Annotated in this window: 17 protein-coding genes; 9 read left to right on the top strand and 8 right to left on the bottom strand. The window is 63.5% G+C overall.

Translation table 11 applies throughout. The features are described 5' to 3' along the window. Positions 1–23 precede the first annotated feature (23 nt). From cobA to JV241A_RS07940, 5 genes are all read right to left on the bottom strand, one after another. A complete protein-coding gene (gene cobA, locus JV241A_RS07920; RefSeq protein ID WP_115086027.1) occupies positions 24–761 on the bottom strand; it encodes a uroporphyrinogen-III C-methyltransferase in 738 nt (245 codons plus the stop codon). A 29-nt stretch (positions 762–790) separates the two neighbouring features. Beyond that, complete coding sequence (locus JV241A_RS07925) at positions 791–2,461, bottom strand: bifunctional protein-serine/threonine kinase/phosphatase (protein ID WP_115086028.1); 1,671 nt, start codon at positions 2,459–2,461, stop codon at positions 791–793. Between the two features lie 9 nt (positions 2,462–2,470). After that, positions 2,471–3,682, bottom strand: a complete 1,212-nt coding sequence (locus tag JV241A_RS07930) for a nitrate/nitrite transporter (RefSeq protein WP_115086029.1) — start codon at positions 3,680–3,682, stop codon at positions 2,471–2,473. A 150-nt stretch (positions 3,683–3,832) separates the two neighbouring features. Continuing rightward, entirely contained in the window at positions 3,833–4,408 is a 576-nt protein-coding gene (locus tag JV241A_RS07935; RefSeq protein WP_134061867.1) for an ANTAR domain-containing protein, read from the bottom strand. Between the two features lie 13 nt (positions 4,409–4,421). Beyond that, positions 4,422–5,627, bottom strand: coding sequence for a CmpA/NrtA family ABC transporter substrate-binding protein (locus tag JV241A_RS07940; protein WP_134061869.1), 1,206 nt, complete (start codon positions 5,625–5,627; stop codon positions 4,422–4,424). A gap of 135 nt (positions 5,628–5,762) precedes the next feature. Here JV241A_RS07940 and JV241A_RS07945 point away from each other — a divergent pair, with 135 nt between their 5' ends. The 6 genes from JV241A_RS07945 to JV241A_RS07970 all read left to right on the top strand — a co-directional run bounded on the left by JV241A_RS07945 (position 5,763) and on the right by JV241A_RS07970 (position 11,836). Beyond that, positions 5,763–6,488 (top strand): helix-turn-helix domain-containing protein, encoded by a 726-nt coding sequence (locus JV241A_RS07945; protein ID WP_233674057.1) that lies wholly within the window; start codon positions 5,763–5,765, stop codon positions 6,486–6,488. A gap of 74 nt (positions 6,489–6,562) precedes the next feature. Continuing rightward, a complete protein-coding gene (gene sctC, locus JV241A_RS07950; protein WP_240047845.1) occupies positions 6,563–8,119 on the top strand; it encodes a type III secretion system outer membrane ring subunit SctC in 1,557 nt (518 codons plus the stop codon). Beyond that, positions 8,116–8,571: a hypothetical protein gene (locus JV241A_RS07955; protein WP_134061875.1), complete on the top strand. Its 456-nt coding sequence runs from the start codon at positions 8,116–8,118 to the stop codon at positions 8,569–8,571. The genes sctC and JV241A_RS07955 overlap by 4 nt, the downstream gene beginning before the upstream one ends. A 10-nt stretch (positions 8,572–8,581) precedes the next feature. Beyond that, on the top strand, positions 8,582–10,432 hold the full coding sequence (locus JV241A_RS07960; RefSeq protein WP_275670879.1) for an FHIPEP family type III secretion protein: 1,851 nt from the start codon (positions 8,582–8,584) through the stop codon (positions 10,430–10,432). Next, on the top strand, positions 10,404–10,775 hold the full coding sequence (locus tag JV241A_RS07965; RefSeq protein ID WP_134061879.1) for a hypothetical protein: 372 nt from the start codon (positions 10,404–10,406) through the stop codon (positions 10,773–10,775). Before JV241A_RS07960 ends, JV241A_RS07965 begins: the two co-directional genes overlap by 29 nt. Positions 10,776–10,813: 38 nt before the next feature. Next, positions 10,814–11,836 carry a quinone-dependent dihydroorotate dehydrogenase gene (locus JV241A_RS07970; RefSeq protein ID WP_134061881.1) on the top strand — a complete coding sequence of 341 codons (1,023 nt, stop codon included), beginning with the start codon at positions 10,814–10,816 and terminating at the stop codon, positions 11,834–11,836. 96 nt (positions 11,837–11,932) lie between these two features. On the opposite strand, the gene rmf is transcribed toward JV241A_RS07970, so the two are convergent. Then, a complete protein-coding gene (rmf, locus tag JV241A_RS07975) occupies positions 11,933–12,148 on the bottom strand; it encodes a ribosome modulation factor (RefSeq protein WP_010223328.1) in 216 nt (71 codons plus the stop codon). A 539-nt stretch (positions 12,149–12,687) separates the two neighbouring features. On the opposite strand from rmf, the gene rlmKL reads away from it, so the two are divergent. Beyond that, positions 12,688–14,886, top strand: a complete 2,199-nt coding sequence (gene rlmKL / locus JV241A_RS07980) for a bifunctional 23S rRNA (guanine(2069)-N(7))-methyltransferase RlmK/23S rRNA (guanine(2445)-N(2))-methyltransferase RlmL (protein WP_115086041.1) — start codon at positions 12,688–12,690, stop codon at positions 14,884–14,886. 102 nt (positions 14,887–14,988) lie between these two features. Then, positions 14,989–17,382, top strand: a complete 2,394-nt coding sequence (locus tag JV241A_RS07985; protein WP_134061883.1) for a diguanylate cyclase — start codon at positions 14,989–14,991, stop codon at positions 17,380–17,382. Between the two features lie 7 nt (positions 17,383–17,389). Here the strand turns inward: JV241A_RS07985 and dacB are convergent, their stop codons facing one another. Beyond that, entirely contained in the window at positions 17,390–18,853 is a 1,464-nt protein-coding gene (gene dacB / locus JV241A_RS07990; protein WP_115086043.1) for a D-alanyl-D-alanine carboxypeptidase/D-alanyl-D-alanine-endopeptidase, read from the bottom strand. 214 nt (positions 18,854–19,067) lie between these two features. On the opposite strand from dacB, the gene JV241A_RS07995 reads away from it, so the two are divergent. After that, positions 19,068–19,412, top strand: coding sequence for a YggL family protein (locus tag JV241A_RS07995; RefSeq protein ID WP_115086044.1), 345 nt, complete (start codon positions 19,068–19,070; stop codon positions 19,410–19,412). Between the two features lie 57 nt (positions 19,413–19,469). Here the strand turns inward: JV241A_RS07995 and JV241A_RS08000 are convergent, their stop codons facing one another. After that, positions 19,470–23,126 carry a transporter substrate-binding domain-containing protein gene (locus tag JV241A_RS08000; protein WP_134061885.1) on the bottom strand — a complete coding sequence of 1,219 codons (3,657 nt, stop codon included), beginning with the start codon at positions 23,124–23,126 and terminating at the stop codon, positions 19,470–19,472. Positions 23,127–23,128: the final 2 nt, after the last annotated feature.

A 23,128-nucleotide genomic window follows, 5' to 3' on the forward strand; every position in this document is an offset into this window, starting at 1 on the left:
CCGGGCTTTTCTTTGCCTGCGATTCAGGCTGTCAGTTGCATCAGCGCCGCACTGTCCGCTGCCGCCACCTCACCGATCACCAGGATCGCCGGGCTGCTCAGCTTGAAGCGGGCGGCATCCAGGCACAGCTGCGCCAGGCTGCTGCGTTGCTCGCGCTGTTGGGGGAGCGAGGCGTTCTCGATCATGGCCACCGGCGTCTGCGCCGCCAGGCCACCTGCCAGCAATCCCTGCTGCACCTCTTCCAGTTTGCTCACGCCCATGTACACCACCAGGGTGGTACCGCCCTGGGCCAGCGCCTGCCAGTTCAACGGACTGTCATCCTGGGTGTGGGCGGTGACCAGGGTCACGCCACGGCTGACGCCGCGCAAGGTCAGCGAGATGCCGCATTGGGTCGCGCCGGCCAGGCCGGCGGTAATGCCGTTGACCAGCTCGGTTTCGATGCCATGGGCCTGCAGCCAGGCTGCCTCTTCGCCGCCGCGGCCAAAGATGCACGGATCACCGCCTTTGAGGCGGGCCACGCAGCGGCCCTGGCGGGCGTAACGCAGCATCAGGCGCTGAATGAAGGCTTGCGGCGTGGAGCGGCAACCACCGCGTTTACCCACGGCAATTACTCGCGCCTGCGGGCAGTGTTCAAGGATCTGCGGGTTGACCAGGTCATCGATCAGCACGACTTCGGCTTCGGCCAGGGCGCGGACCGCCTTGAGGGTCAAAAGCTCCGGATCACCGGGGCCGGCACCAATCAGCCAGACTTTCGCATGCATAGAATTTTCCTCATCGGCAAAGGGTGCCGTCAGCCTTTTAGCAGGCTGATCAGCAGGATCAGGTTGAGTAACAAGGACAGCAGCGCCAGGCCGCGCCAGACCTTCAGCGGTTCGCGTTCAAGCAGTGGCCGCGGGCGTACACTCAATGGCTGGCGTTCGCCTTGTTCAAGCAGCAACAGCCATTGCTCGGCGGTTTCAAAGCGTTGCTGTGGATCGGCCACCAGCGCCTGGGCGAGGTTGTGTTCGAGCCATTCCGGCAGGTCTGGGCGATAACGTGCGGCGCTGCCCGCCTGGGTGAAGCGCGGGCGCTGGAAAGCCTCGATTTCGCCATAGGGGTAGTGGCCGGTGAGCAGGTAGAACAGCGTCACGCCAACGCTGTACAGGTCTTGCTGGGCGCTGGGCGGCGTGCCTTCGAAGGCTTCGGGGGCAATGAACGATGGCGTGCCTGGCAGCTCATGGGCGCGGTCTTCGGAGAGCCCCGGGCAGAAGGCCAGGCCGAAATCCAGCAGGCGCAGTTGACCGTCATCGCCCAGGTGCAGGTTCTCCGGCTTGATGTCCCGATGGAGGATATTGCGCCGGTGCAGCAGGCCCACCGCCTGCAGCAGTTGCTGGGCCAGTGACTGCCATTGGGCCAGCGGCAAAGGGCCGCTGCGGGCGAAAAGCTGCGCCAGGGTCTGGCCCGGGTATTCGCGCATCAGGTAGTACAGGTGCTGACGCTGGCTGGCCGGGTGCACTTCGGGGAAATAGCGCCCGGCCACCCTGCGCATGAACCATTCTTCGAGCAGCAGGGCTTGCTGCGCACCGGGTTCGTCCTTGCGCTCGGCAGGCAGGGTTTTCAGCAGCCATGCCTGTTGCTGATGGTCCAGTACGCGGTACAGCAAGGATTGGCGGCTGTGGCCCAACTGTTGTTCGACCCGCCAGCCGTCAATCAACTGCCCGCTGCGCAGGGCGACCGGCAACGGCCACTGCTGCAGTTGCGCCAGGGAATCGCCAAGGTTGCTGGCACCCAGTTGCTCGACCCGTACCAGCAGCGCGCTGGCGTTGTCCTGGCTGCCGCTGTGGTGGGCTGAGCTCACCAGGGTCTGGGCGGCATCCTGCAGGTCGATCTGTTCACGCAGCACAGCCCTGATCTGCGCTTCGCTGAGGCTGGCCCAGACGCCATCGCTGAGCAGTACGAAGCATTCGCCGCTCTGCAGGTCGCCTTCCAGATAGTCGACCTGCAGGTGCTGGTCCAGGCCCAGGGCGCGCTTGAGCACGTGCTGCATGCCCGGTTGGTCCCAGACGTGATCTTCGCTGATGCGTTGCAGTTGCCCTGCCGCCCAGCGGTAGATCCGGCAGTCGCCGACATGCGCCAGGGTGAAGCGTCGCCCGCGCAACACCAGGGCGCTGAGGGTGGTCAGCAACGGCTGGCCGCCGCCGTTAGCGCGCAACCAGCGGTTTTGCGCCAGCAGCAGGCGGTCCAGGGCCTGGGCCACGCCCCAGGTGGGCGGCGTGGCGTAGTAGTCCAGGGCCAGCGCCTGCAGGCTCGCCCGCGCCGCCAGGCCACCGTCGGCGCACTGGCTGACACCATCGGCGAGAGCGAACAGGTAGCCTTTGCTGGCGGCCAGCTCCGGGTTGGGGGTCACCAGGCGCAAGGCGTCCTGGTTTTCCTCCCGGGGGCCGCTGGCGCTGGCCTGGGCAAAGCTCAGTTGCAGGTTCATGGGTAATCCTCAGACCCGCGCCGCGGTCACCGCCGCCGAACCCCAGGTGGTGCGCCAGCGCTGCTTGACGCCGTGCAGACCGAACCAGGCAAGGATGCCGAGGCTGGCGAATAGCCATAGGCCCAACTGATAGTCGCCGGTGTGTTGCTTGATCGTCCCCAGGCCCGCGGCGAGCAGGAAGCCGCCGATGCCGCCGGCCATGCCGATCAGTCCGGTCATCACGCCGATTTCCTGGCGAAAGCGCTGCGGCACCAGCTGGAACACGGCGCCGTTGCCGGCACCCAGGCCGAGCATGGCGCTGACGAACAGGGCCAGGGCAGCCACCGCGCTGGGCAGGTTGAAGCCGACGGCGGCAATGCAGATGGCGGCGACGCTGTACATCGCCAGCAAGGTGCGGATACCGCCGAAGCGATCAGCCAGGGCGCCACCCAACGGGCGCATCAGGCTACCGGCGAATACGCAGGCGGCGGTGTAGTAGCCGGCGGTCACCGGGCTCAGGCCGTACTGGTCGTTGAAGTAGCCGGGCAGGGCACTGGCCAGGCCAATGAAGCCGCCGAAGGTGACGCTGTAGAAGAACATGAACCACCAGCTGTCACGGTCGCCCAGAGCCTTGAGGTAATCGGCCAGGGCTTTGGGCTTGGGCCGTTCGGGGGCATTGCGCGCCAGCAGGCTGAACAGCACCAGGGTCAGCAGCAGCGGGATCACGGCGAAGCCGAAGACGTTGTTCCAGCCAAAGCCTGCGGCCAGGGCCGGGGCCAGCAGGGCGGCGAACACGGTGCCGGAGTTGCCGGCGCCGGCGATGCCCATGGCCTTGCCCTGGTGCTGCGCCGGGTACCACTGCGAGGCCAGCGGCAGCGAAACGGCAAACGAGGCCCCGGCAACGCCGAGGAATACCCCGAGCAACAAGGCCTGTTCGTAGCTGTGGATACCCAGGCGCCAGGCACAGAACAGCGCGACGATGACAATCACCTGGCCGATCAGCCCGGCAGTCTTGGGTGACAGCCGGTCCACCAGCAGGCCCATGACAAAGCGCAGGATCGCCCCGGCAAGGATCGGCGTAGCCACCATCAGCCCCCGCTGCTGGGTGGTCAGTTGCAGGTCGGCGGCGATCTGCACCGCCAGCGGGCCAAGCAGGTACCAGACCATGAAGCTCAGGTCGAAATACAGAAAGGCGGCGAACAGGGTGGGGACATGCCCGGACTTCCAGAAACTCGTATTCATCGAACACCTCGTTGAACAGGGACGGAAACGAAAAAGACGTCGCCACCCGACCCGCTTGCGCGAGTGGGGGTGCGACGTCTTTGTCGTGAAGGGGGCAACCGCCGTTGGCTACCTGTCCTCTGGTGATAGCAAGAGCCGGGCCACAATCTCTCAGCCGAGCAAATCGCTCATGGCAATGATCTGCTCGGCCACCTGGATCAGCTTTTGTTGCTTGCTCATGGCCTGGCGGCGCATCAGGGTGTAGGCCTGTTCTTCGTTGCAGTCCTTCATTTTCATCAACAGGCCCTTGGCCAGTTCGATCCGCTTGCGCTCCACCAGTTGCTGGTCGCGGGCCTGCAGCTGGGCCTTGAGCGCCTGGTCGCTTTCAAAGCGGGCCATGGCCACGTCAAGGATTGGCTGCAGCCGCGTGGCCTGGATGCCTTCGACGATGTAGGCGTTGACCCCGGCCTGGATGGCCTGGCGCATCACGCCGGGGTCGTGCTCGTCAGTGAACATGACGATCGGCCGCGGCCGGTCGCGGCTGACCAGTACCACCTGCTCCATGACATCACGGCCCGGTGACTCGGTATCGATCAGCACCACGTCCGGATGCACCGTTTCGACGCGCGCCGGCAGGTCGATGGTCAGGCCCGACTCTTCGATCACCTCGAAGCCGGCCTGGACCAGGGCGGCCTTGAGGCGACCGACTTTTTTCGCGGTGTCGTCGATCAACAGGATTCGCAGCATGCTTGCGTCTCCTTCAGGGGCGGGTGAGTGCAGCAGGCATTTCGGCCAGCGCATGCAAAGAGAAACTGCGGGCATATGCGCCAGGATCGCTGCCGTCCCAGTGGCGGCCATCGATCAGTTGGCTGCTGCGCATTTGCGTATCGGCACAGGGCACGCCAATCGCTGTGGCCGCATCGCGGTACAACGCGCGTTGCTGAACCGCACGGGCGACGCCGAGGTAGTCGGGGTCGTCGCGCAGCAGGCCCCAGCGCCGGAACTGGGTCATGAACCACATGCCGTCGGACAGGTAGGGCAGGTTGGCCCGCCCGTCATCGTGCACGTGCAAGGCGTGCGGATCCTGCCATTGGTTACCCAGCCCGTCCTGATAATGGCCCAGCAGGCGTGGCTCGATGTGGGTCAACGGGGCGTCGAGATAGGCCTTGCCGCTGAGCAGTTGCGCGGTGTTGCGGCGATTCTCGCAGCTCTGTTCGATAAAGCGACTGGCGGCCAATACCGCCATGACCAAGGCCCTGGCAGTGTTCGGGTGCTGCTCGACGAAGGCCCGGGTGCAGCCCAGCACCTTTTCCGGATGGTCGGGCCAGATCGATTGGCTGGTGGCCAGGGTAAAGCCCTGCGCCTGTTCGACGGCGCCCGCCGACCAGGGCTCACCGACGCAGAAACCATCGATGCGTCCGGCCTGCAGGTGAGCCAGCATCTGCGCGGGTGGCACCACGACGCTGTGGACGTCATGTAGCGGATGGATACCGTGGCTGGCCAGCCAGTAATACAGCCACATGGCATGAGTGCCAGTGGGAAAGGTCTGGGCAAAGGTGAGTTTTGTCCCGCTTTGGTGCACGAAGCGCCGCAGTGCTTCACCACTGGTCACGCCATGGCGCAGCAGGGCCGGCGACAGGTTGATGGCCTGACCGTTCTGGTTCAGGCCCATCAGCACGGCCATGTCGGTGGCGCCGCTGGCGTCGATGCCCAGTTGTAGGGCGTAGATCAGGCCGTACAGGCTGTGGGCGGCGTCCAGTTGGCCGTTGAGCAGTTTGTCGCGCAGGCTGGCCCAGGAGCTCTGGCGCCTGAGGTTCAGGCTCAGGCCGTAGGTTTGGGCGAAGCCCTGGGTAGCGGCGACCACCAGCGGGGCGCAATCGGTAAGCGCCATGAAGCCCAGCTCCAGTAGCGGTTTCTCCGGTGCGTCACTGCCATGGACCCAGGCCAGCGGATTGGCGCTCGGCATCTGTGAAGTTCTCCTGTGTGTTGTGCTTCTGGAGCAAGGCCTGTGCCAGGGCCCATCAGCTTTCCATCAGGATTGCCGGGCTGCGCTGGCGCACTGTGGTGAGCTTTCCACCTGTCGATGCCCAAGGAGGCCATGGTGTCTCAGCCGCTCCTGTCACTTGAACTGAACGAGTACCTGGCCGAAGGGGTCTGGCACGTAACGGTTGGCCGTCATCCGCTGCGCTGGCAGCAGGGGGTAACGCAATCGAGCGTGGCGCCAGGTTGGCAGGGGTTGCTGGCGATTACCGCTCACAGTCGGTTCAATGGCCTGCCGGCAGATCTTCGAGTCGTCCGCTGCCAGTCCCTGACCAGGCTGCAGGTGTTCATTGACCAGGGCGAGGTCGCGCAGCACCAGCCCGTGACCAGCTCCGCGGCTGCCTGCTTGCCGTTGGCATTTGATGTGATCCGGGATACCCAGCTGCTTGAGTCCTGGTACATCCAGCAAGCGCTGGCTGCGAGCCTCGGCTTCGAACGCTTTGCCACAGCCTTGCGCAACAGCGAGGAATACTGGTTGGTCCGCTATCTGCTCGAGCAAGGTACTGGCCAGGACAGCCTGCAGATGCTGGCCCGGCGTTATGGCGTGTCGGTGTCGCACTTTCGCCGCTTGTGCCATCAGGCATTGGGCGGGGCGACCAAGCCGGCTCTGCGCGGTTGGAGGGTAGCGCGGGCATTGCTGGAAAGCATCCGTGAAGGGCGCTCGTTGACTGAAGTCGCGCAGAATCAGGGGTACTGTTCGTCCTCGCACTTTTCGCGGGAGGTGCGTGAGCTGCTGGGGGTGGCGCCCAGCCAGTTGGGCGATATCATCGGGACCCTGCGTCCATGACCGGGGTGGCGCGTTTCGACAGCCGTGGGCTGATCTGGTGCTGCACCCTGCTGCTGTGCCTGTTTCACAGCGCCATGGCGCATGCGGACAGCTACCGGGCGCGGGAAGAAAGCCTGCGCAGTTTCTTCGTCGCCCTCTCTGAGCCGCTGGGCAAGCCGATCATCGTCAGCAAGGCGGCTGCCGGCAAGCGTATCTCCGGTGATTTCGCCATGACCTCGGCGCAACAGGTGTTTGATCGCGTGGTGCGGCAGATGGGCCTGATCTGGTACAGCGACGGCCAGGCGATCTACCTGTATGACAGCGCCGAACTCAAGAGCGCGGTGGTCTCGTTGCAGAACACCAGCGTTGACAGCTTGCGCGCCTTCTTGCGTCGCTCCGGCCTGCTTGATGGCCGCTACCCACTGCGTGGCGAAGGCCGGCGCACGTTTTATGTCTCGGGGCCGCCGATCTATGTCGAGCTGGTCCAGCGCTCGGCGGCCATGGTTGATCAGGAGCCGTCGCAGATCCTGCTGGGGCGCCAGCAGGTCGGGGTGATTCACCTGCTTAATACCTTTGTGGGGGATCGCCGCTATGAGCTGCGCGATCAGTCTGTCAGCATCCCAGGCATTGCCAGCGTCATCGAAAACCTGCTGCGCGACGAAAAAGCCCGGGTCGATCTGCGAGGCGAGCCCGGCTCAGTCGAGCAGGCGCCGGGCATGCTGACCTCGACGCTGAACGAGCAGTTGATCGAGGACGCCTGGGAGGGCGTGCGCCTGCCCGCGGAGCAAATGGCCGCGGCGAACATTCGTGTGGTCGCCTACCCGGATACCAACAGTTTGCTGGTCAAGGGCTTGCCCGAGCAGGTGCGTTTCATCGAAAACCTGGTCGAGGCGTTGGATACGCCCAAGCGCCATGTCGAGCTGTCGCTGTGGATCATCGACCTGCAGAAAGAGGCGCTGGAGCAGCTGGGTATCGATTGGCAGGGGCAGGTCAACATCGGAACGCAGTTCTCCATCTCGCTCAACGGTGGCTCGGCCACCACCCTCGATGGTCTGTCGTTCATCGCCCGGGTTTCGGCCCTGGCCCGTGGCGACCTGGCCAATGTGGTGGCACGGCCGGTAATCCTGACCCAGGAAAACGTCCCGGCGATCTTCGATAACAACCGCACCTTCTATGCGCCGTTGGTTGGCGAGCGCAGTGTCGATCTGCAGCATGTCACCTATGGCACCCTGGTCAGCGTGCTACCACGCTTTGCCTTGGGCGATGAAATCGAGATGTCGCTGAACATCGAAGATGGTAACGAGGTGGAGTCACGCCGTACTGATACAGTATTGCCGACGGTCGGCCGCACGCGGATCAGCACCGTAGCCCGCGTACCCCAAGGCAAAAGCCTGTTGGTCGGTGGCTTCAGCCGCGATGAAAGCGCCGAGCAGGTCGGTAGGGTTCCAGTGCTCGGCGCCTTGCCCTGGATCGGCCGGTTGTTCAGCTACCGTCTGGAGCGCTCGTCCAACACCGTGCGGGTGTTTCTCATTCAGCCGCGGGAAATTGGCGAGGCCCTGGCCTTCGACCCGCAGAGCCTGAAGCAGGAGCTGTTCGAAGCCGAACAGCACGAGCGCTTGCGCAAGGCCTTCCTGCGCGCGGTGTCGCTGTGATAACCGGTTTACCCCATCTGAGCGGGCGTGCCGCGCAGGCACGGCTGAGCCGGGAGCTGGCGGCCGAGAGCCAGGCGCCGACGGCCGAAACACAGGATGACAGCCAGGATCCGCGTAATAACCTGTTGCAGCATGCAGTGCAAAGCAGTGATGACCTGGCCCAGGTCATGGCGCAGTTTCGCCGCCGCCAGTTCGAGCTCAAAAACGAGTCGGCCAGTGAGTTGTTCGAGCGCGTGCTCGAAGACGACGCCCCGCCCAAGGCGCGTCAACTCCAGGCCCTGGCGGCGGACCGGCAATTGCCTCTGAGGCTGCTGCTGCAGGAAGCGACGCGGCTGTTTGCCGATGACAGTGACCTGGCGCTGATCCTCGGTCTGTTGGCCGACAGCAGTTTCGCTGCTGAAGTGCTGTTGCAGCGTCACCGTCACGGCCTGCCGTCGGCGTTGCGAGGGTGACCCCATGGCATTGCTGAACCTCTGGCTGGCCAGGCTCGCCGCGCGTCCGGAACTGCTGATTCTGGCGTTGATGGTCATGATCATCGCCATGCTGATCATTCCCCTGCCGACGGTGCTGGTGGACTTTTTGATCGGCCTGAACATCGTCCTGTCCTTGTTGATTTTCATGGGCTCGTTCTATATCGAGCGCATTCTCAGTTACTCGACCTTTCCGGCCCTGTTGCTGCTGACCACCCTGTTTCGCCTGGCCCTGTCGATCAGCACCAGCCGACTGATCCTGACCCAGGCCGATGCTGGCGAGATCATCGCCTCGTTTGGCGAGTTCGTGATTGGCGAGAACCTGGTGGTGGGCTTCGTTATTTTCTCGATCGTCACCATTGTCCAGTTCATCGTGATAACCAAAGGCTCGGAGCGGGTGGCGGAAGTTGCCGCGCGCTTTTCCCTGGATGGCATGCCGGGCAAGCAGATGAGCATTGATGGCGACCTCAAGGCCGGCGCCATCGATGCCGCCCAGGCGCGGGCCAAGCGTAGCGAGCTGGAGCGTGAAAGCCAGCTGTATGGCTCGTTCGATGGTGCCATGAAGTTCATCAAGGGCGACGCCATCGCCGGCATCGTGATCATCTTCGTCAACTTCATTGGTGGCATTGCCATTGGTGTCGGGCAGTTGGGCATGGACCTGTCCACGGCGCTGTCGACCTTCACCCTGCTGACCATCGGTGATGGCCTGGTGGCGCAGATTCCCGCGTTGCTGATTGCCATCGGTGCCGGGTTCATTGTCACCCGCGTCAACGGTGACGAGCAGAACCTGGGGCGCAACATGCTCAGCCAGGTGCTCGGCAACCCCTTCGTGCTTGGCGTCAGTGCCTTGCTGGCGCTGGGCGTCGGTTTGCTGCCGGGTTTTCCGCTGGCGGTGTTCGTGTTCATTGCCATTACCCTGGTCGCTGTGCTCTGGCGCCGGCGCCGCCGGGCGCAGCAGGTTGTGACGGGAGAGGGCGCAAGCCCCCAGCCCGCTGACGACACAGGATCGGCACAGGGGTTGGTTGATATCGACAACCTGAACACCGAAACCCTGCCACTGCTGTTGCTGGTCCCGTCAACCCGGCTGGCCGAATTGCAGCAGGCACGCTTCACCGAGCGCTTGCGCAGCCAGTTCTTCATCGACTACGGCTTGCGTGTTCCGCTGCCGCACCTGCGGGCGGCGCAGACCTTGCCCGAGCACCAGGTCACTATCCTGATCAACGAAGTGCGCGCCGACCAGTTTGACCTGTTCTTCGAGTATCACCGCTTGCTCGATTTCGCTGAGCAGTTGCAGGACTCGGGGATCGAGATCAAGCGCGGGCACGACAGTAATAAACCTGGCGGTATCCACCGCTTTCAACCTGCCATCGGTCTGCGCCCTGACCATGGCCCGCAGTGCGCTCAGTGCTGCAGTCGCCGAAGGCGTGTCAGGCTCGGCAGCGGTCATCACCGGTGCCGCCTGCTCGGCGTTGCCCTTGTTGTTGACTCTCGCCGCTGCCGGGCACCACCTCTACAACGGCACGGCAACCCCCGCATACCTTGCCTCCCAAGGCGCGTTTCTCGCTGTTTCGGCACTGATTCTTGGCGCCGCCCTGGCTACTGGGCCGGCGACGATCTTCGCCGGGTTGGCCGGATCGGCGCCGGCGGTAGCCCTGTATTGCCTCAGTCGCGACCTGTTGCAGCCGTTTCACGGGCTTGGCAGCAATACCGGGCTGAGCCTGCCGGTCAACCTGGTCGATGGCATCGCCTATGGCGCCCTGCAGTTCGCCGCCGGGGCCGCGGCGCTGTGGACGGATTCGGGCCTGGTGGGGGCCTTGATCAATGGCTTGATCGAAAGCGTTGAGCCTGCCCTCAATGAAGAGCTTTCGGCGTGGATGCACGGGCGCGATGAGGCAGTCGACGAGCAGTCGTTCAGGCTCAACTACGAAGTGCAGGTTCCCGGCTGGCGGCAAATCGTTACCCGTCTGGAAAACACTGGCATCCCACGCATGACCGCCTTTGCCATCATCTCCACCGGCGTGGCCACCGCCCAGCACATCGGCGCGATGGGCCTGAATGACAGCCAGAACTACTGGCTGGCCAACGGCGCCGGAGCGCTGCTGGCCACGTATATCCTGACTCCGTTCTATCAAAGCCACGCCCTGCAACCCGGCGAACTCGCCGAAGTGGTGGTCACCCGGCTATAATCGCCAACCCTTCGCCGCCACCCGAGTTCACGCCGCCCATGTATACCCTGGCCCGCCAGTTGCTGTTCAAGCTCTCCCCGGAGACTTCCCATGACCTGTCCCTGGACCTGATCGGCGCCGGTGGCCGCCTGGGCCTCAACGGGCTGCTGACCAAGGCGCCGGCCTCCTTGCCGGTCACTGTCATGGGCCTGAACTTCGCCAACCCGGTCGGACTGGCGGCGGGTCTGGACAAAAACGGCGCGGCCATCGACGGCTTCGCCCAGCTGGGTTTCGGTTTTGTCGAGATCGGTACCGTCACCCCGCGTCCGCAGCCAGGCAACCCCAAGCCGCGCCTGTTCCGCCTGCCGGAAGCCGAGGCGATCATCAACCGCATGGGCTTCAACAACCTGGGTGTCGACAACCTGCTCAACCGTGTGCGTGCAGCCAAATACCGCGGCATCCTCGGCATCAACATCGGCAAGAACTTCGACACCCCGGTCGAGCGCGCGGTAGACGACTACCTGATCTGCCTCGACAAGGTCTACGACCAGGCCAGCTACATCACCGTCAACGTCAGCTCGCCGAACACCCCGGGCCTGCGCAGCCTGCAGTTCGGCGACTCGCTCAAGCAACTGCTCGATGCCCTGGCCGAGCGCCGCTCGCAATTGGTGACCGAACGCGGCAAGCATGTGCCGCTGGCAATCAAGATCGCCCCGGACATGAGCGATGAAGAAACCGTGCTGGTCGCCTCAGCCCTGGTCGAATCGGGCATGGACGCGGTGATCGCCACCAACACCACCCTCGGCCGTGAAGGCGTCGAGGGCCTGCTGCATGGCGACGAGGCCGGTGGCCTGTCGGGTGCGCCGGTGCTGGAAAAGAGCACGCATATCGTCAAGGTGCTGGCCGGCGAGCTGGGCGGCAAGTTGCCGATCATTGCCGCAGGCGGGATTACCGAAGGCAAGCATGCGGCGCAGAAAATTGCCGCCGGTGCCAGCCTGGTACAGATCTACTCGGGGTTCATCTACAAGGGCCCGGCCCTGATCCGCGAGGCGGTGGACGCCATCGCTGCCATGCCGCGCTGAAACCGCAGGCATAAAAAAGGGCCCCCTCAAGGGGCCCCTGGGCCTTAGCCCGCCGCCCGGATGGGGCGCGCATGGTAATCGGATTCAGTTCCTCGTTCAGCCAACGGCGTGAAGTTCGTTGAGTCTATGGATACCCGCAGTGCCGGTCATACCGTCCCAGTTGTCGCCGCGTCCTTCGCGCCAGCCATTGATCCATGCCTGGCGTACAGACGGTAGAGTAAAAGGGCAAAGCTCGCGGGATTTGCCGGTGACCCCATATTGGTAGCCACGTGAAAATGCTCGTTCCAACGGATCACGCTTAAGTCTTCTCATAGGGTGTTGCCCTCACTTGTTGACTGTAATGTCCCGTCGACCTCTAGAAGGTCGGGCAGAATCGTTCTGCCGGTTTGCGCTCGCTGCCGGCGTCGCGAGCGGAAGTGTTGCCCCGTTGCGGTGACAACCTGAGACCAGTTCTAACCAATGCACGACACAGTGTGAATGATCGTTTTGTCATAAGGACGTAACCTTTCATAGGGTCAGAGGATAAGTAAATAAATGCGTCTGATTAGGATCTGACGCAAAGCCCGCTATGATCAGGGTTTGCTCTATAGCGAAGTCATCTGGCCATCGCTATGTGATAATTTGTAACAACGAAGGTAAAACGACGAAGGGTCATTTTCCCCGGTTTTTTGCCTGAATTTTTCATTCTGCCCGGCAATCAAAGACTTTTCAGCCCATGGCAAAAGTCAGATTGGCGGGCGGCCCGGCGCTAAAAGAGCGCCACTCGAACGCTGTGGAAAGGCGTTCGATTAAACATCGGAAGGGCGATGCGCTTGCCTTTCCACTTTATTGCTCAAGGCTCTGGATACCCCATGTCGGACCGTTTCGAACTTTACCTCACCTGTCCCAAAGGCCTTGAAGGCCTGCTTGCCGAAGAAGCCCGCGGCCTCGGCCTGGAAGAAGTGCGCGAGCACACTTCGGCGATTCGCGGCAGCGCCGACATGGAAACCGCCTACCGGCTGTGCCTGTGGTCGCGCCTGGGCAACCGCGTGCTGCTGGTGCTCAAGCGCTTCAACATGAAAAACGCCGACGATCTCTACGACGGCGTCAATGAAGTCGAGTGGCAGGATCACCTGGAAGCCAGCGGTTCGCTGGCAGTTGAGTTCAGCGGCCACGGCTCGGGTATCGACAACACCCATTTCGGCGCCTTGAAGGTCAAGGACGCGATCGTCGACAAACTGCGCACCAGCAGCGGCGAACGCCCGTCGGTGGACAAGCTCAACCCTGACCTGCGCGTGCACCTGCGCCTGGAACGCGGTGAGGCGATCCTGTCTCTGGACCTGTCCGGCCACAGCCTGCACCAGCGCGGTTACCGCCTGCAGCAAGGCGCCGCGCCACTGAAGGAAAACCTCGCGGCGGCGATATTGATCCGTGCCGGCTGGCCACGTATTGCTGCCGAAGGCGGTGCCCTGGCCGACCCGATGTGCGGTGTCGGGACCTTCCTGGTCGAAGCGGCAATGATCGCCGCCGATATCGCACCGAACCTGCGCCGCGAACGTTGGGGTTTCAGCGCCTGGCTCGGCCACGTGCCAGCACTGTGGCGCAAACTCCATGATGAAGCGCTGGCCCGCGCCGAAGCTGGCCTGGCCCGTCCACCGTTGTGGATCCGTGGTTATGAAGCCGACCCGCGCTTGATCCAGCCGGGGCGCAACAACGTTGAGCGCGCAGGCCTGAGCGACTGGGTGAAGATCTACCAGGGCGAAGTCGGCAGCTTCGAGCCGCGCCCGGACCAGAACCAGAAAGGCCTGGTGATCTGCAACCCGCCATACGGCGAGCGCCTGGGCGATGAAGCCAGCCTGTTGTACCTCTACCAGAATCTTGGCGAGCGTCTGCGCCAGGCCTGCCTGAACTGGGAAGCGGCGGTGTTCACTGGCGCGCCGGACCTGGGTAAGCGCATGGGTATCCGTAGCCACAAGCAATACGCCTTCTGGAACGGCGCCTTGCCGTGCAAGCTGCTGCTGATCAAGGTCCAGCCGGACCAGTTTGTTACCGGCGAGCGCCGTCAGCCGGAGCGCAACGGCGAAGCTGCCGAGCAGCGTTCACCCGCAGCCGTGGCCAGCGAGCCGGCTCGCTTGAGCGAAGGCGGGCAGATGTTCGCCAACCGCCTGCAAAAGAACCTCAAGCAATTGGGCAAGTGGGCCAAGCGCGACAACGTCAGCTGTTATCGCCTGTACGATGCCGACATGCCCGAGTACGCCTTGGCCATCGACCTGTATCAGGATTGGGTGCACGTGCAGGAATACGCCGCGCCACGTTCGATCGACCCGGAGAAAGCCCAGGCGCGTCTGTTCGACGCCCTGGCAGCGATTCCGCAAGCCCTGGGCATCGACCAGAGCCGGGTGGTGGTCAAGCGCCGCGAGCGCCAGACCGGTACCCGCCAGTACGAGCGCCAAAGCACCCAGGGCCAGTTCCTGGAGGTGCAGGAGGGCGGCGTCAAACTGTTGGTCAACCTCACTGATTACCTGGACACCGGCCTGTTCCTCGATCACCGTCCGATGCGCTTGCGCATTCAGCGTGAAGCGGCCGGTAAGCGCTTCCTCAACCTGTTCTGCTACACCGCCACCGCCAGTGTGCATGCGGCCAAGGGTGGCGCGCGCAGCACCACCAGCGTCGACCTGTCGAAAACCTACCTGGACTGGGCGCGGCGCAACCTGTCGCTCAACGGTTTCTCGGACAAGAACCGCCTGGAGCAGGGCGATGTCATGGCCTGGTTGCAAGCCTGTCGCGACGAGTACGAGCTGATCTTCATCGACCCGCCGACCTTCTCCAACTCCAAGCGCATGGAAGGGGTGTTCGACGTGCAGCGCGATCATGTCGAGTTGCTCGACCTGGCCGTAGCGCGTCTGGCGCCGGGCGGTGTGCTGTACTTCTCGAACAACTTCCGCAAGTTCCAGCTCGACGAAAACCTGGCTGAACGCTATGCCGTGGAAGAGATCACCGCCCAGACCCTGGACCCGGATTTTGCCCGTAACAGCAAGATTCACCGGGCATGGAAAATTCAGGCGCGCTGATCGGCTGATTGTCGCGGGCGATGATTGCTTCGTTAATGGCTAATGGCTATAACTCAATCAGAGCCTGCGATCCGCTGGACGCTGGCGTTTTGAGTGCTTTCTATGTCGATGCACGCCGCTCGTCCGAAGATGCTCGGCTTTGTCAGCGAAGAGGTTTCCGCCTGGCTGGTGGCCGGCGTGGCGTTTGTGGCCGGCAGCCTGTTGACAGCGCTGCTGGCGCTGGCGACCCATGACCTGTACCGCCAGCAGTTGCGGCAACGTTTCGAACTGCTGGCCAGTGAGCGTTACAGCCGTATCGAGGAACGCTTCGAGGATCAGGTGCAGCGTCTTGATGGCCTGCGCCGTTTTTTCGTGTTCTCCTCCAGCGTTACCCTCGCCGAGTTCAACGGCTATGCCCAGCCCTTGCTGTACCGCACCCAGGCCTATGCCTGGGCGCCGCGGGTGGCTGGCGAGACGCGTGCTGCATTCGAACAAAGTGCGGCGCAGCTCCTGGGCAAACCCTTTGCAATCTACGAACTCGATGACGCCGGCACTTTGCAGGTCGCTACGCAACGGGCGCTCTATTATCCGGTTTTCTACACCCAGGCCCTGAGCCGCCAGGCCCAGCCGTTGGGGCTGGATATGCTGTCCCAGCCGCTGCGTCAGGCTGCCCTCGATCGCGCCCGGCAACCGGGCAGCATGGCCGTCTCGGCGCCCCTTAACCTGACCAATGTCGACCCGGCCTACGCGCGCGGGGTGCTGATGGTTGCACCGGTATTTGCCCCGGGCAACGCTGCAACGTCCCCTGACGGCTATGTAGTGGCGGTGATCAGCTTGCAGCAGTTGATGGCCGAAGGTCTGCCCAGCCCGAGCCAGGACAACCTGGTGGTGCGCATTCTCGACCTGTCCGGGCAAGGCCAGCATGAAGTGCTGTTCCAGTCCGGCAATGAAGGCGCCGACACTGATCTGGCCGCCAGCCACCTGTTGCGCCTGGCCGATCATGACTATCAACTGGATATCCAGCCCAGCCTGGCGTTCATGGACGCCAACCGCTCCTCGGCGGTCAACGCCGTGGTGCTGCTCGGCGGCTTGCTCAGCCTGTTGCTCAGTGCCTTGCTGTTCAGCCTGTTCGGCCAGCGCCAGCGGGCCTTGACCCTGGTCGAGCAGCGTACCGCCGAGTTGCGCGTCAGCGAACAGTCCCTGCGTGATACCCACAGCCAACTGCGCAGCGTGCTGGATGCCGCCACCCAGGTGGCGATCATTGCCACCAGTCTGCGCGGGGTGATCAGTACCTTCAACGCCGGTGCCGAACGCATGCTCGGCTATCACAGTGCTGAGGTCATCGGCCAGCTGACCCTTGAAGATCTGATATCGCCGCAGGAGCTGCAGACGCGTGCGCGGGCGTTGAGCCAGCGCTACGGCCGTGAGGTCAGTCCGGCTCAGGCGATGTTTGCCGAGACGGTCCAGGAGGGCGAGAGCGAACCGGGCGAGTGGACCCTGTTGCGCAAGGATGGCAGCCACCTGCTGGCCAATATGCTGGTCACCGCGGTGCTCGACGAGCACGGCCTGTGGGTCGGGCACCTGGCCATTTGTATCGACGTGACTGAACGCAAGCGCGTGCACGAGGCGCTCGCGGCCCGTGACCGGCTACTGGAAAAACTCAGCGCCGAGGTGCCTGGCGGCATTTATCAGTTTCGCCTCGATCCCGACGGCAGCTCCTGCTTCAGCTACGCCAGCGAGGGCTTGCGCGACATCTACGAGATAGATCCGCAGCGCCTGCGCGAGGACGCTACGGCGGTGTTCGAGCGCATTCACCCCGACGACCTGGCGCAGTTGCGTGCTTCGATCCGCTATTCCGCCGATCACCTGACGCCCTGGCGTGAAGAGTACCGAGTGCTGCTGCCGGTGGCCGGGATGCGCTGGATACGCGGTGAAGCTACACCGGAGCCGGCCGATCAGGGCGGTACCTTGTGGCATGGCTACCTGACGGATATCTCCGATCTGAAGCGCGTCGAGGAGGAGCTGCGGGCGCTGTCGGTGACCGACGCGCTGACCGGCATCCACAACCGTCGTTACTTTCAGGAGCGGCTCAAAGCCGAGCTCGAGCGGGCCCAGCGCGACAATCAGGACCTGGCCGTGATCATGCTGGACATCGACCACTTCAAACGGATCAACGACCTCTACGGCCATGCTGTGGGCGATCATGTGTTGCGCAGCCTGTGCCAGCGCATCAATCATCGCCTGCGCCGTACCGACGTGTTCTGCCGTCTGGGCGGCGAGGAGTTCATGGTCTTGTGCCCGGGCAGCAATGCCGGGCAGGCCTACACCCTGGCCATGGAGCTCTGGCAGGGCCTGCGCAGCGTGCCGGTGGACGGTGTCGGTGTGGTCACGGCGAGTTTCGGCGTGGCCGGCTGGCGCCCGGGGGAGGGCGCCGATGCCTTGCTGCTGCGTGCCGACTCGGGGGTTTACGCGGCCAAGCAGGCTGGCCGCGACCGGGTCGAGAGCGAACTGCCCTGAGCCAGGCTCAGGGCTGAACGGCGGCGGTGCGGTTGACCAGTTTCGGCTGGCGGTACAGGTCGAGCAGGACCTGGTCGAGCACTGCCGAGGCACCCCAGGGTTTCGGATCGTTGAGGATCGCGGCTACTGCCCAGGTATTGCCGTTGCTGTCGCGGCTGAAACCGGCGATGGCGCGGACGGTGTTCAGGGTGCCGGTCTTGATGTGCGCTTCACCGGTCATGGCAGTGCGCTTGAGGCGCTTGCGCATGGTGCCGTCCATCCCCACCAGCGGCATCGAGCTGATGAACTCGGCGGCGTACGGGCTGTTCCAGGCGGCCTGCAGCAGGGCGGCCATTTCCCGGGTGCTGACCCGTTCGGCGCGGGACAGGCCCGAGCCGTTTTCCATGATCAGGTGCGGCGCGGTAATGCCTTTTTTCGCCAGCCACTGGCGCACCACACGCTGGGCGGCGCGGGCGTCGTCGCCATCGGCATCGGTACGGAACTGCGCGCCCAGGCTCAGGAACAGCTGCTGGGCCATGGTGTTGTTACTGTATTTGTTGATGTCGCGGATGATCTCCACCAGGTCCGGGGAGAAGGCGCGGGCCAGCAGGCGGGCGTTCTTCGGGACGTTGTCGACCCGGTCGCGGCCCTGGATGCTGCCGCCCAGCTCGTTCCAGATGGCGCGCACGGCACCGGCGGCGTAGGACGGGTGATCGAGCAGCGACAAGTAGGTCTGCGAGTTGCAGCCATCGCCCAGCTGGCCGCTGACCACGACGCTGACGCCGTCGGCCTGTACCACCGGGTTGTAGCGCACGTCACCGCTGCACTGCTTGGAATTGACTGCCTTGACCTGGTTGTCGATGCGGATGTTGGCGATCGGCGGCTCGACCGACACCAGGACTTTGCCACCGTCGTTGCGGGCAACGAAGCGCAAGGCCTTGAGGTTGATCAGCAGCGAGTCGGGTTTGACCAGAAAGGGCTTGTTTTCATCACCGCCGTCGTCGTTGAACTGCGGCAATTGCGGCTGGACGAAATGGCTGCGATCGAGCACCAGGTCACCGCTGATGGTCTGCACGCCGTTGGCGCGCAGGTCGCGCATCAGCAGCCAGAGCTTTTCCATGTTCAGTTTCGGGTCGCCACCGCCCTTGAGGTACAGGTTGCCCTGCAACACGCCATTGCGCAGCGGGCCGTCGCTGTAGAACTCGGTTTTCCACTGGTGGGTTGGGCCGAGCATTTCCAGGGCGGCGTAGGTGGTGACCAGCTTCATGGTCGAGGCCGGGTTGACCGAGACATCGGCATTGAACACGGTCGGGGTACCCGGGCCGTTGAGCGGCAGCATAACCAGCGACAGGGCCGAGTCCTGCAGTTTGTTGGTTTTCAATGCCTGCTGCACTTTTGGCGAAAGCGTGGTGTTGACCGCAGCCGCGTGGCTGGAAAGCGCCAGCGGCATCAGCAGGCCGGCAAGCAGAAGAGGGCGAAGAGATCTGATCATGTGCGATAAAACCCTGCGAGCGAGGGGTGAAAAAAACGGAGCGAAAAAAGGTGAAGGCCCCGATACGGAAAAATATAGCGCGCATTATGCCCCAAGCCGAACGCCCATGGGCCTGTGAATACAGGATCACACTGCAGCTTATCGGCTTTTATTCCGGCAAGGGCCCGGCGAAACTGCTAAAGTGCCGCGCGTTAATACTCAAGAGGATTGTTTCATGGCCACTAACCGTTCCCGCCGTCTGCGCAAAAAACTCTGCGTGGATGAATTCCAGGAGCTGGGTTTTGAGCTGAACCTGGGTTTCAAGGAAGATCTGTCCGACGAAACCATTGATGCCTTCCTCGATGCTTTCCTCGAAGAAGCCATGGATGCCAATGGTCTGGACTATGTTGGCGGCGACGACTTCGGTCTGGTCTGCAAGGCCGAGCGTGGCTCGGTCACTCCAGAGCAGCGCGCAGCTGTTGAAAGCTGGCTCAAAGGCCGTAACGAGCTGACCAAGATCGAAGTCAGCCCGCTGCTGGATGCCTGGTATCCGGAAAAGCCGATCAACCCGGCTTCCTGATTCCGATGAAACGGCGGCCCCAGTGGCCGCCGTTTTCGTTTCAGCCCCGCCGCCTGTTCAGGCATTCCCGCGGGATCCAAGCGGTTGCGCTGGTTGTTCGTGTAGATACTTCTGCAACGCTTCTTCCAGGGCGCCCATGACGCTGACCACCTGGCGTTGGCGCCGCTCCAGTACAGGCGCCGCCTGGCTGGCCTGGCAATCGGCTTCCAGTTGCTCGCAGGCCTTGATCAAGCCGTTGGCCTGAATGATCCGTGCCGGGCCGAGGATCTTGTGCGCCTGGTTCCTCAGTTGCAGCGCGTCCTTGAGTGGATCGATAGCCTTGAGCAAGGCGCGGTCGCGTTTGAAACTGCGCAACAGCTCTTTGAGCAACTGGTGCAGATCGTGCACGCTGTCACCCACCACCGGCTCCAGAACCTGCAGGTCGAACGGCATCGGCGCGGCTGTCTGGCGGCGCGCCTGCACCTGGGGTGCTTGCGCCAGGCGCTGACCCAAGGCGTTGAGGCTGATGGGTTTGAGCAGGCAGTCATCCATACCGACCTGTTGGCAGCGCTCGCGCACTTCCGGTTGGGCGTTGGCGGTGTAGCCGAGGATGGTGCACGCTGGCCATTGATACTGACGCTCGTGGTCCCGCACCGCTTCGGCAAACTGGTAGCCATTCATCTGTGGCATGTTGCAGTCGACGATCACCACGTCGAAGTGGCCCTGGTGCCAGGCGCTGAGGCCGCTGAGACCGTTTTCGGCACTGGCATGTTCCAGCCCCAGGAAGTTCAGTTGCTGGGCGATCAGCAGCAGGTTGGCCGGATGGTCATCGATGACCAGCACTCGCAACGGCGGCAGCACGGCATTGGGGAGCGGCGCCGCAGGGGCCGGCTTGGAGGTTTCGGCCAGCAGGGTCAACGGCATGCTGATGCACACGCGGGTGCCCTGGCCGAACACGCTGTGCAAGGTCAGGTTGCCACCCATTGACTGGCACAGGTCATGGCTGATGGCCAGCCCAAGGCCAGTGCCGCTACGGGCCAGATTGCTGTCCGGATTGGCCTGGGCAAAGGGCAGGAACAGGCGCTGCTGGTCATCTGCGCGAATACCGATGCCACTGTCCTGAACCGTTACCTGCAGGATGGGCTGGTCGGGCGCGGGGCCCGGTTCCAGGGTCAGGTGCACGGTGACCTGGCCCTGCTCGGTGAACTTGATCGCGTTGCTGACCAGGTTCGACAGGATCTGCTTGAAGCGCAAAGGGTCGAGCAGCACCTCACAGCGGGCCTGGGGGGCAATCTCGAGGCTCAGGCGCAAATCCTTCTGTCGGGCCACGCCATCGAACACGCGGCCGACCGATTCCACCAGTTCCGCCAGGTTGACCGGTTCAGGCGCCAGGCTCAGGTGCCCGGTCTCGATGCGCGCCATGTCGAGGATATCGCCGATCAAGGCCAGCAGTTCTCTTGCCGAGTTGTAGGCAACCTCAATGGCCGGACGATCGATATGCCCCTGGTCGCCGCGCGTGAGGGTAAGTTCGAGCATGCCGATGATGGCGTTCATCGGTGTGCGGATCTCGTGGCTGATGGTCGCCAGGAAGACACTCTTGGCGCGATTGGCGTCATCGGCCCGCTGCTTGGCCAGGCGCAGGTCCTGGATCAGTTGGCGGCGCTCGCTGATGTCGATCCAGCCGCCAATAATGCCCTGCACCTCGCCGAGTGAGTCACGGTAAGGCAGGATCCAGTGGTAGATGGTCAGTTCACGTTCCTTGAGCAGCAAAGGCCGATCAACGATCAACGGGATCCCTTCGCGCATGACCTTCTGGTAATCGGCCTGTATCTGGCTGGCATAGCAGCTGTCGCCCAGGGTGCTGTCCTGGATGCTTTTACCCAGTACATCGTGAAGCTGCGCTTCTACCGCTTCCAGATAACTGTCGTTACAACTCTGCAACAAGCCGCCGCGATCACGCACGTACATCGGATGCGGCGTACCGTTGAGCAGGGCGCGCATGAATTCGAGCTGATCGTTCAGGGCCCGTTCGGCGGCCTCGCGTTGCTTGATCTGGCGGCGCATCCAGGCATTCCAGGCCAGTGACAGCAGCAACAACAGGCTGGTGCCCAGGACCACCTGGAGGATCAGTCGCTGGTACTTTTGCCAGTAGGCGTCTGTTTCTGTGCTGTAACCACGCCAGCGACTGTTGATGATGCCCAGCTCTTCCGGCGCGATGCTGAGCAATGCCTTGTCGAGGATCGACGCCAGTTCCTGGGCGCCCCGGGCAGTGGCCATGGCGAAGGTGGCGGGTTCGGCGCCGACCGAGGAGCGGATCATCAGGTCGCGCTGGGAAGCCAGGCTGAAATTGGCGTTGATCAAGGCGGTGATGGCCGCATCGACGTGCCCGCTGGCCAGCAGCGAGGTGGAGTAGAAGGTGCTCTCCGTCTCGACCAGCTGGATGCCCGGGAAGCGCTGGCGCAAATCATCGTACAAGGGGCTGTCGCGAGTCAGGGCCAGGCGTCGGCCTGTCATCTGCTCCAGGGAATCGGGCTGGTCAGCGCCCTTGCGCGTCAACAGTACGTAGGAGTTTTCCAGATAAGGCCGACTGATCGCCAGGGTTCCGGCACGACGCGGGCTGGGTGAGATCGCCGCGATGACATCCGCCTGATCATGGTTGAGGCGGTCGATCATGTCACTGATTCCACTGGCTCGCTGCACTTCGAAACGCAGGCCGGTACGCAGGCGGATCAGTTCCAGCAGGTCGGCGGCAATGCCGCGAAAGTTGCCGGCGCTGTCGAAGAAGGTCAGTGGCGCGGCGGTTTCGTTGACCACCACCCGCACCACCGGATGGCCGCTCAGCCAGCGCTCTTCGCGTTGTGACAGCTGCAGTTTGCGGTCGGTCAGCAGTACATCGCTACCGGCGCTCCAGCGTTTGAAGAGGCTTTCCCGCGTACTGCTGGACACCGCGTCGAGGGTGGCGTTGATCAGCTCCAGGAGCATCTGGTTGCTGCGCTGCACGGCGAAGCTGAAACCGACCGGCTCATGTTTACCGAAGTTGGCCATCTTGACGTTCTGCAGGTGGCCTTGATTGATCAGGTAGTGGGTCGAGATGGTGTCGCCCAGAAAGACGTCGGCCTGATCGAACGCCACGGCGTTCAGTGCGTTCTGGTAGGAGGGGTAGGACTGGATGGTGGCGTCAGGGTAATTGGCCAGTACCTCATCCATTGGCAGGTAGTGATAGACCATGCTCAGGCGCAGGCCTGCCAGGCCGGTGTCCAGGGGGCGGATTTCGTTCTCGCGGGTCACCAGTACCGGTTGATCCACGGCATAGGGGATGGACAGGGCGATGCCGGGCGTGGCTGCCTCGTAGCCGTTGGTGCTGCCCAGCAGGTCGATCTGGCCTTGAGCCAGGGCTTTCACCGCCTCCTGGCGGGTGGCGTAGCGTTGCACCCTGATCGGCAAGCCCAGGGCCGAGCCGATCAGGCCGGCGAAGTCGGCGGTCAAGCCTTCGTAGTCGCGCCCGCTGGCGGTCATGTCGAAGGGCGGGTAATCCGGCGCCGAAGTTCCCAGCAGTAACTCGCCCTTGCCTTTGATCCACAGTCGCTGAGCCGGGGTCAGGGGCAGTTTCATGGCGATTGGCTCGGCACGGCTGAACAGGGTGAGCGGGGTGGCCGCGACGTCGTCCGCCCGTGTGGCAATGCTCAGGCAAGCCAGCACAGCACACAGCAGGAGGGTAAGGCTATGCCTGAGCATGG

It is taken from the genome of Pseudomonas sp. JV241A, from assembly GCF_900275665.1.
Lineage (GTDB): Bacteria > Pseudomonadota > Gammaproteobacteria > Pseudomonadales > Pseudomonadaceae > Aquipseudomonas > Aquipseudomonas wadenswilerensis.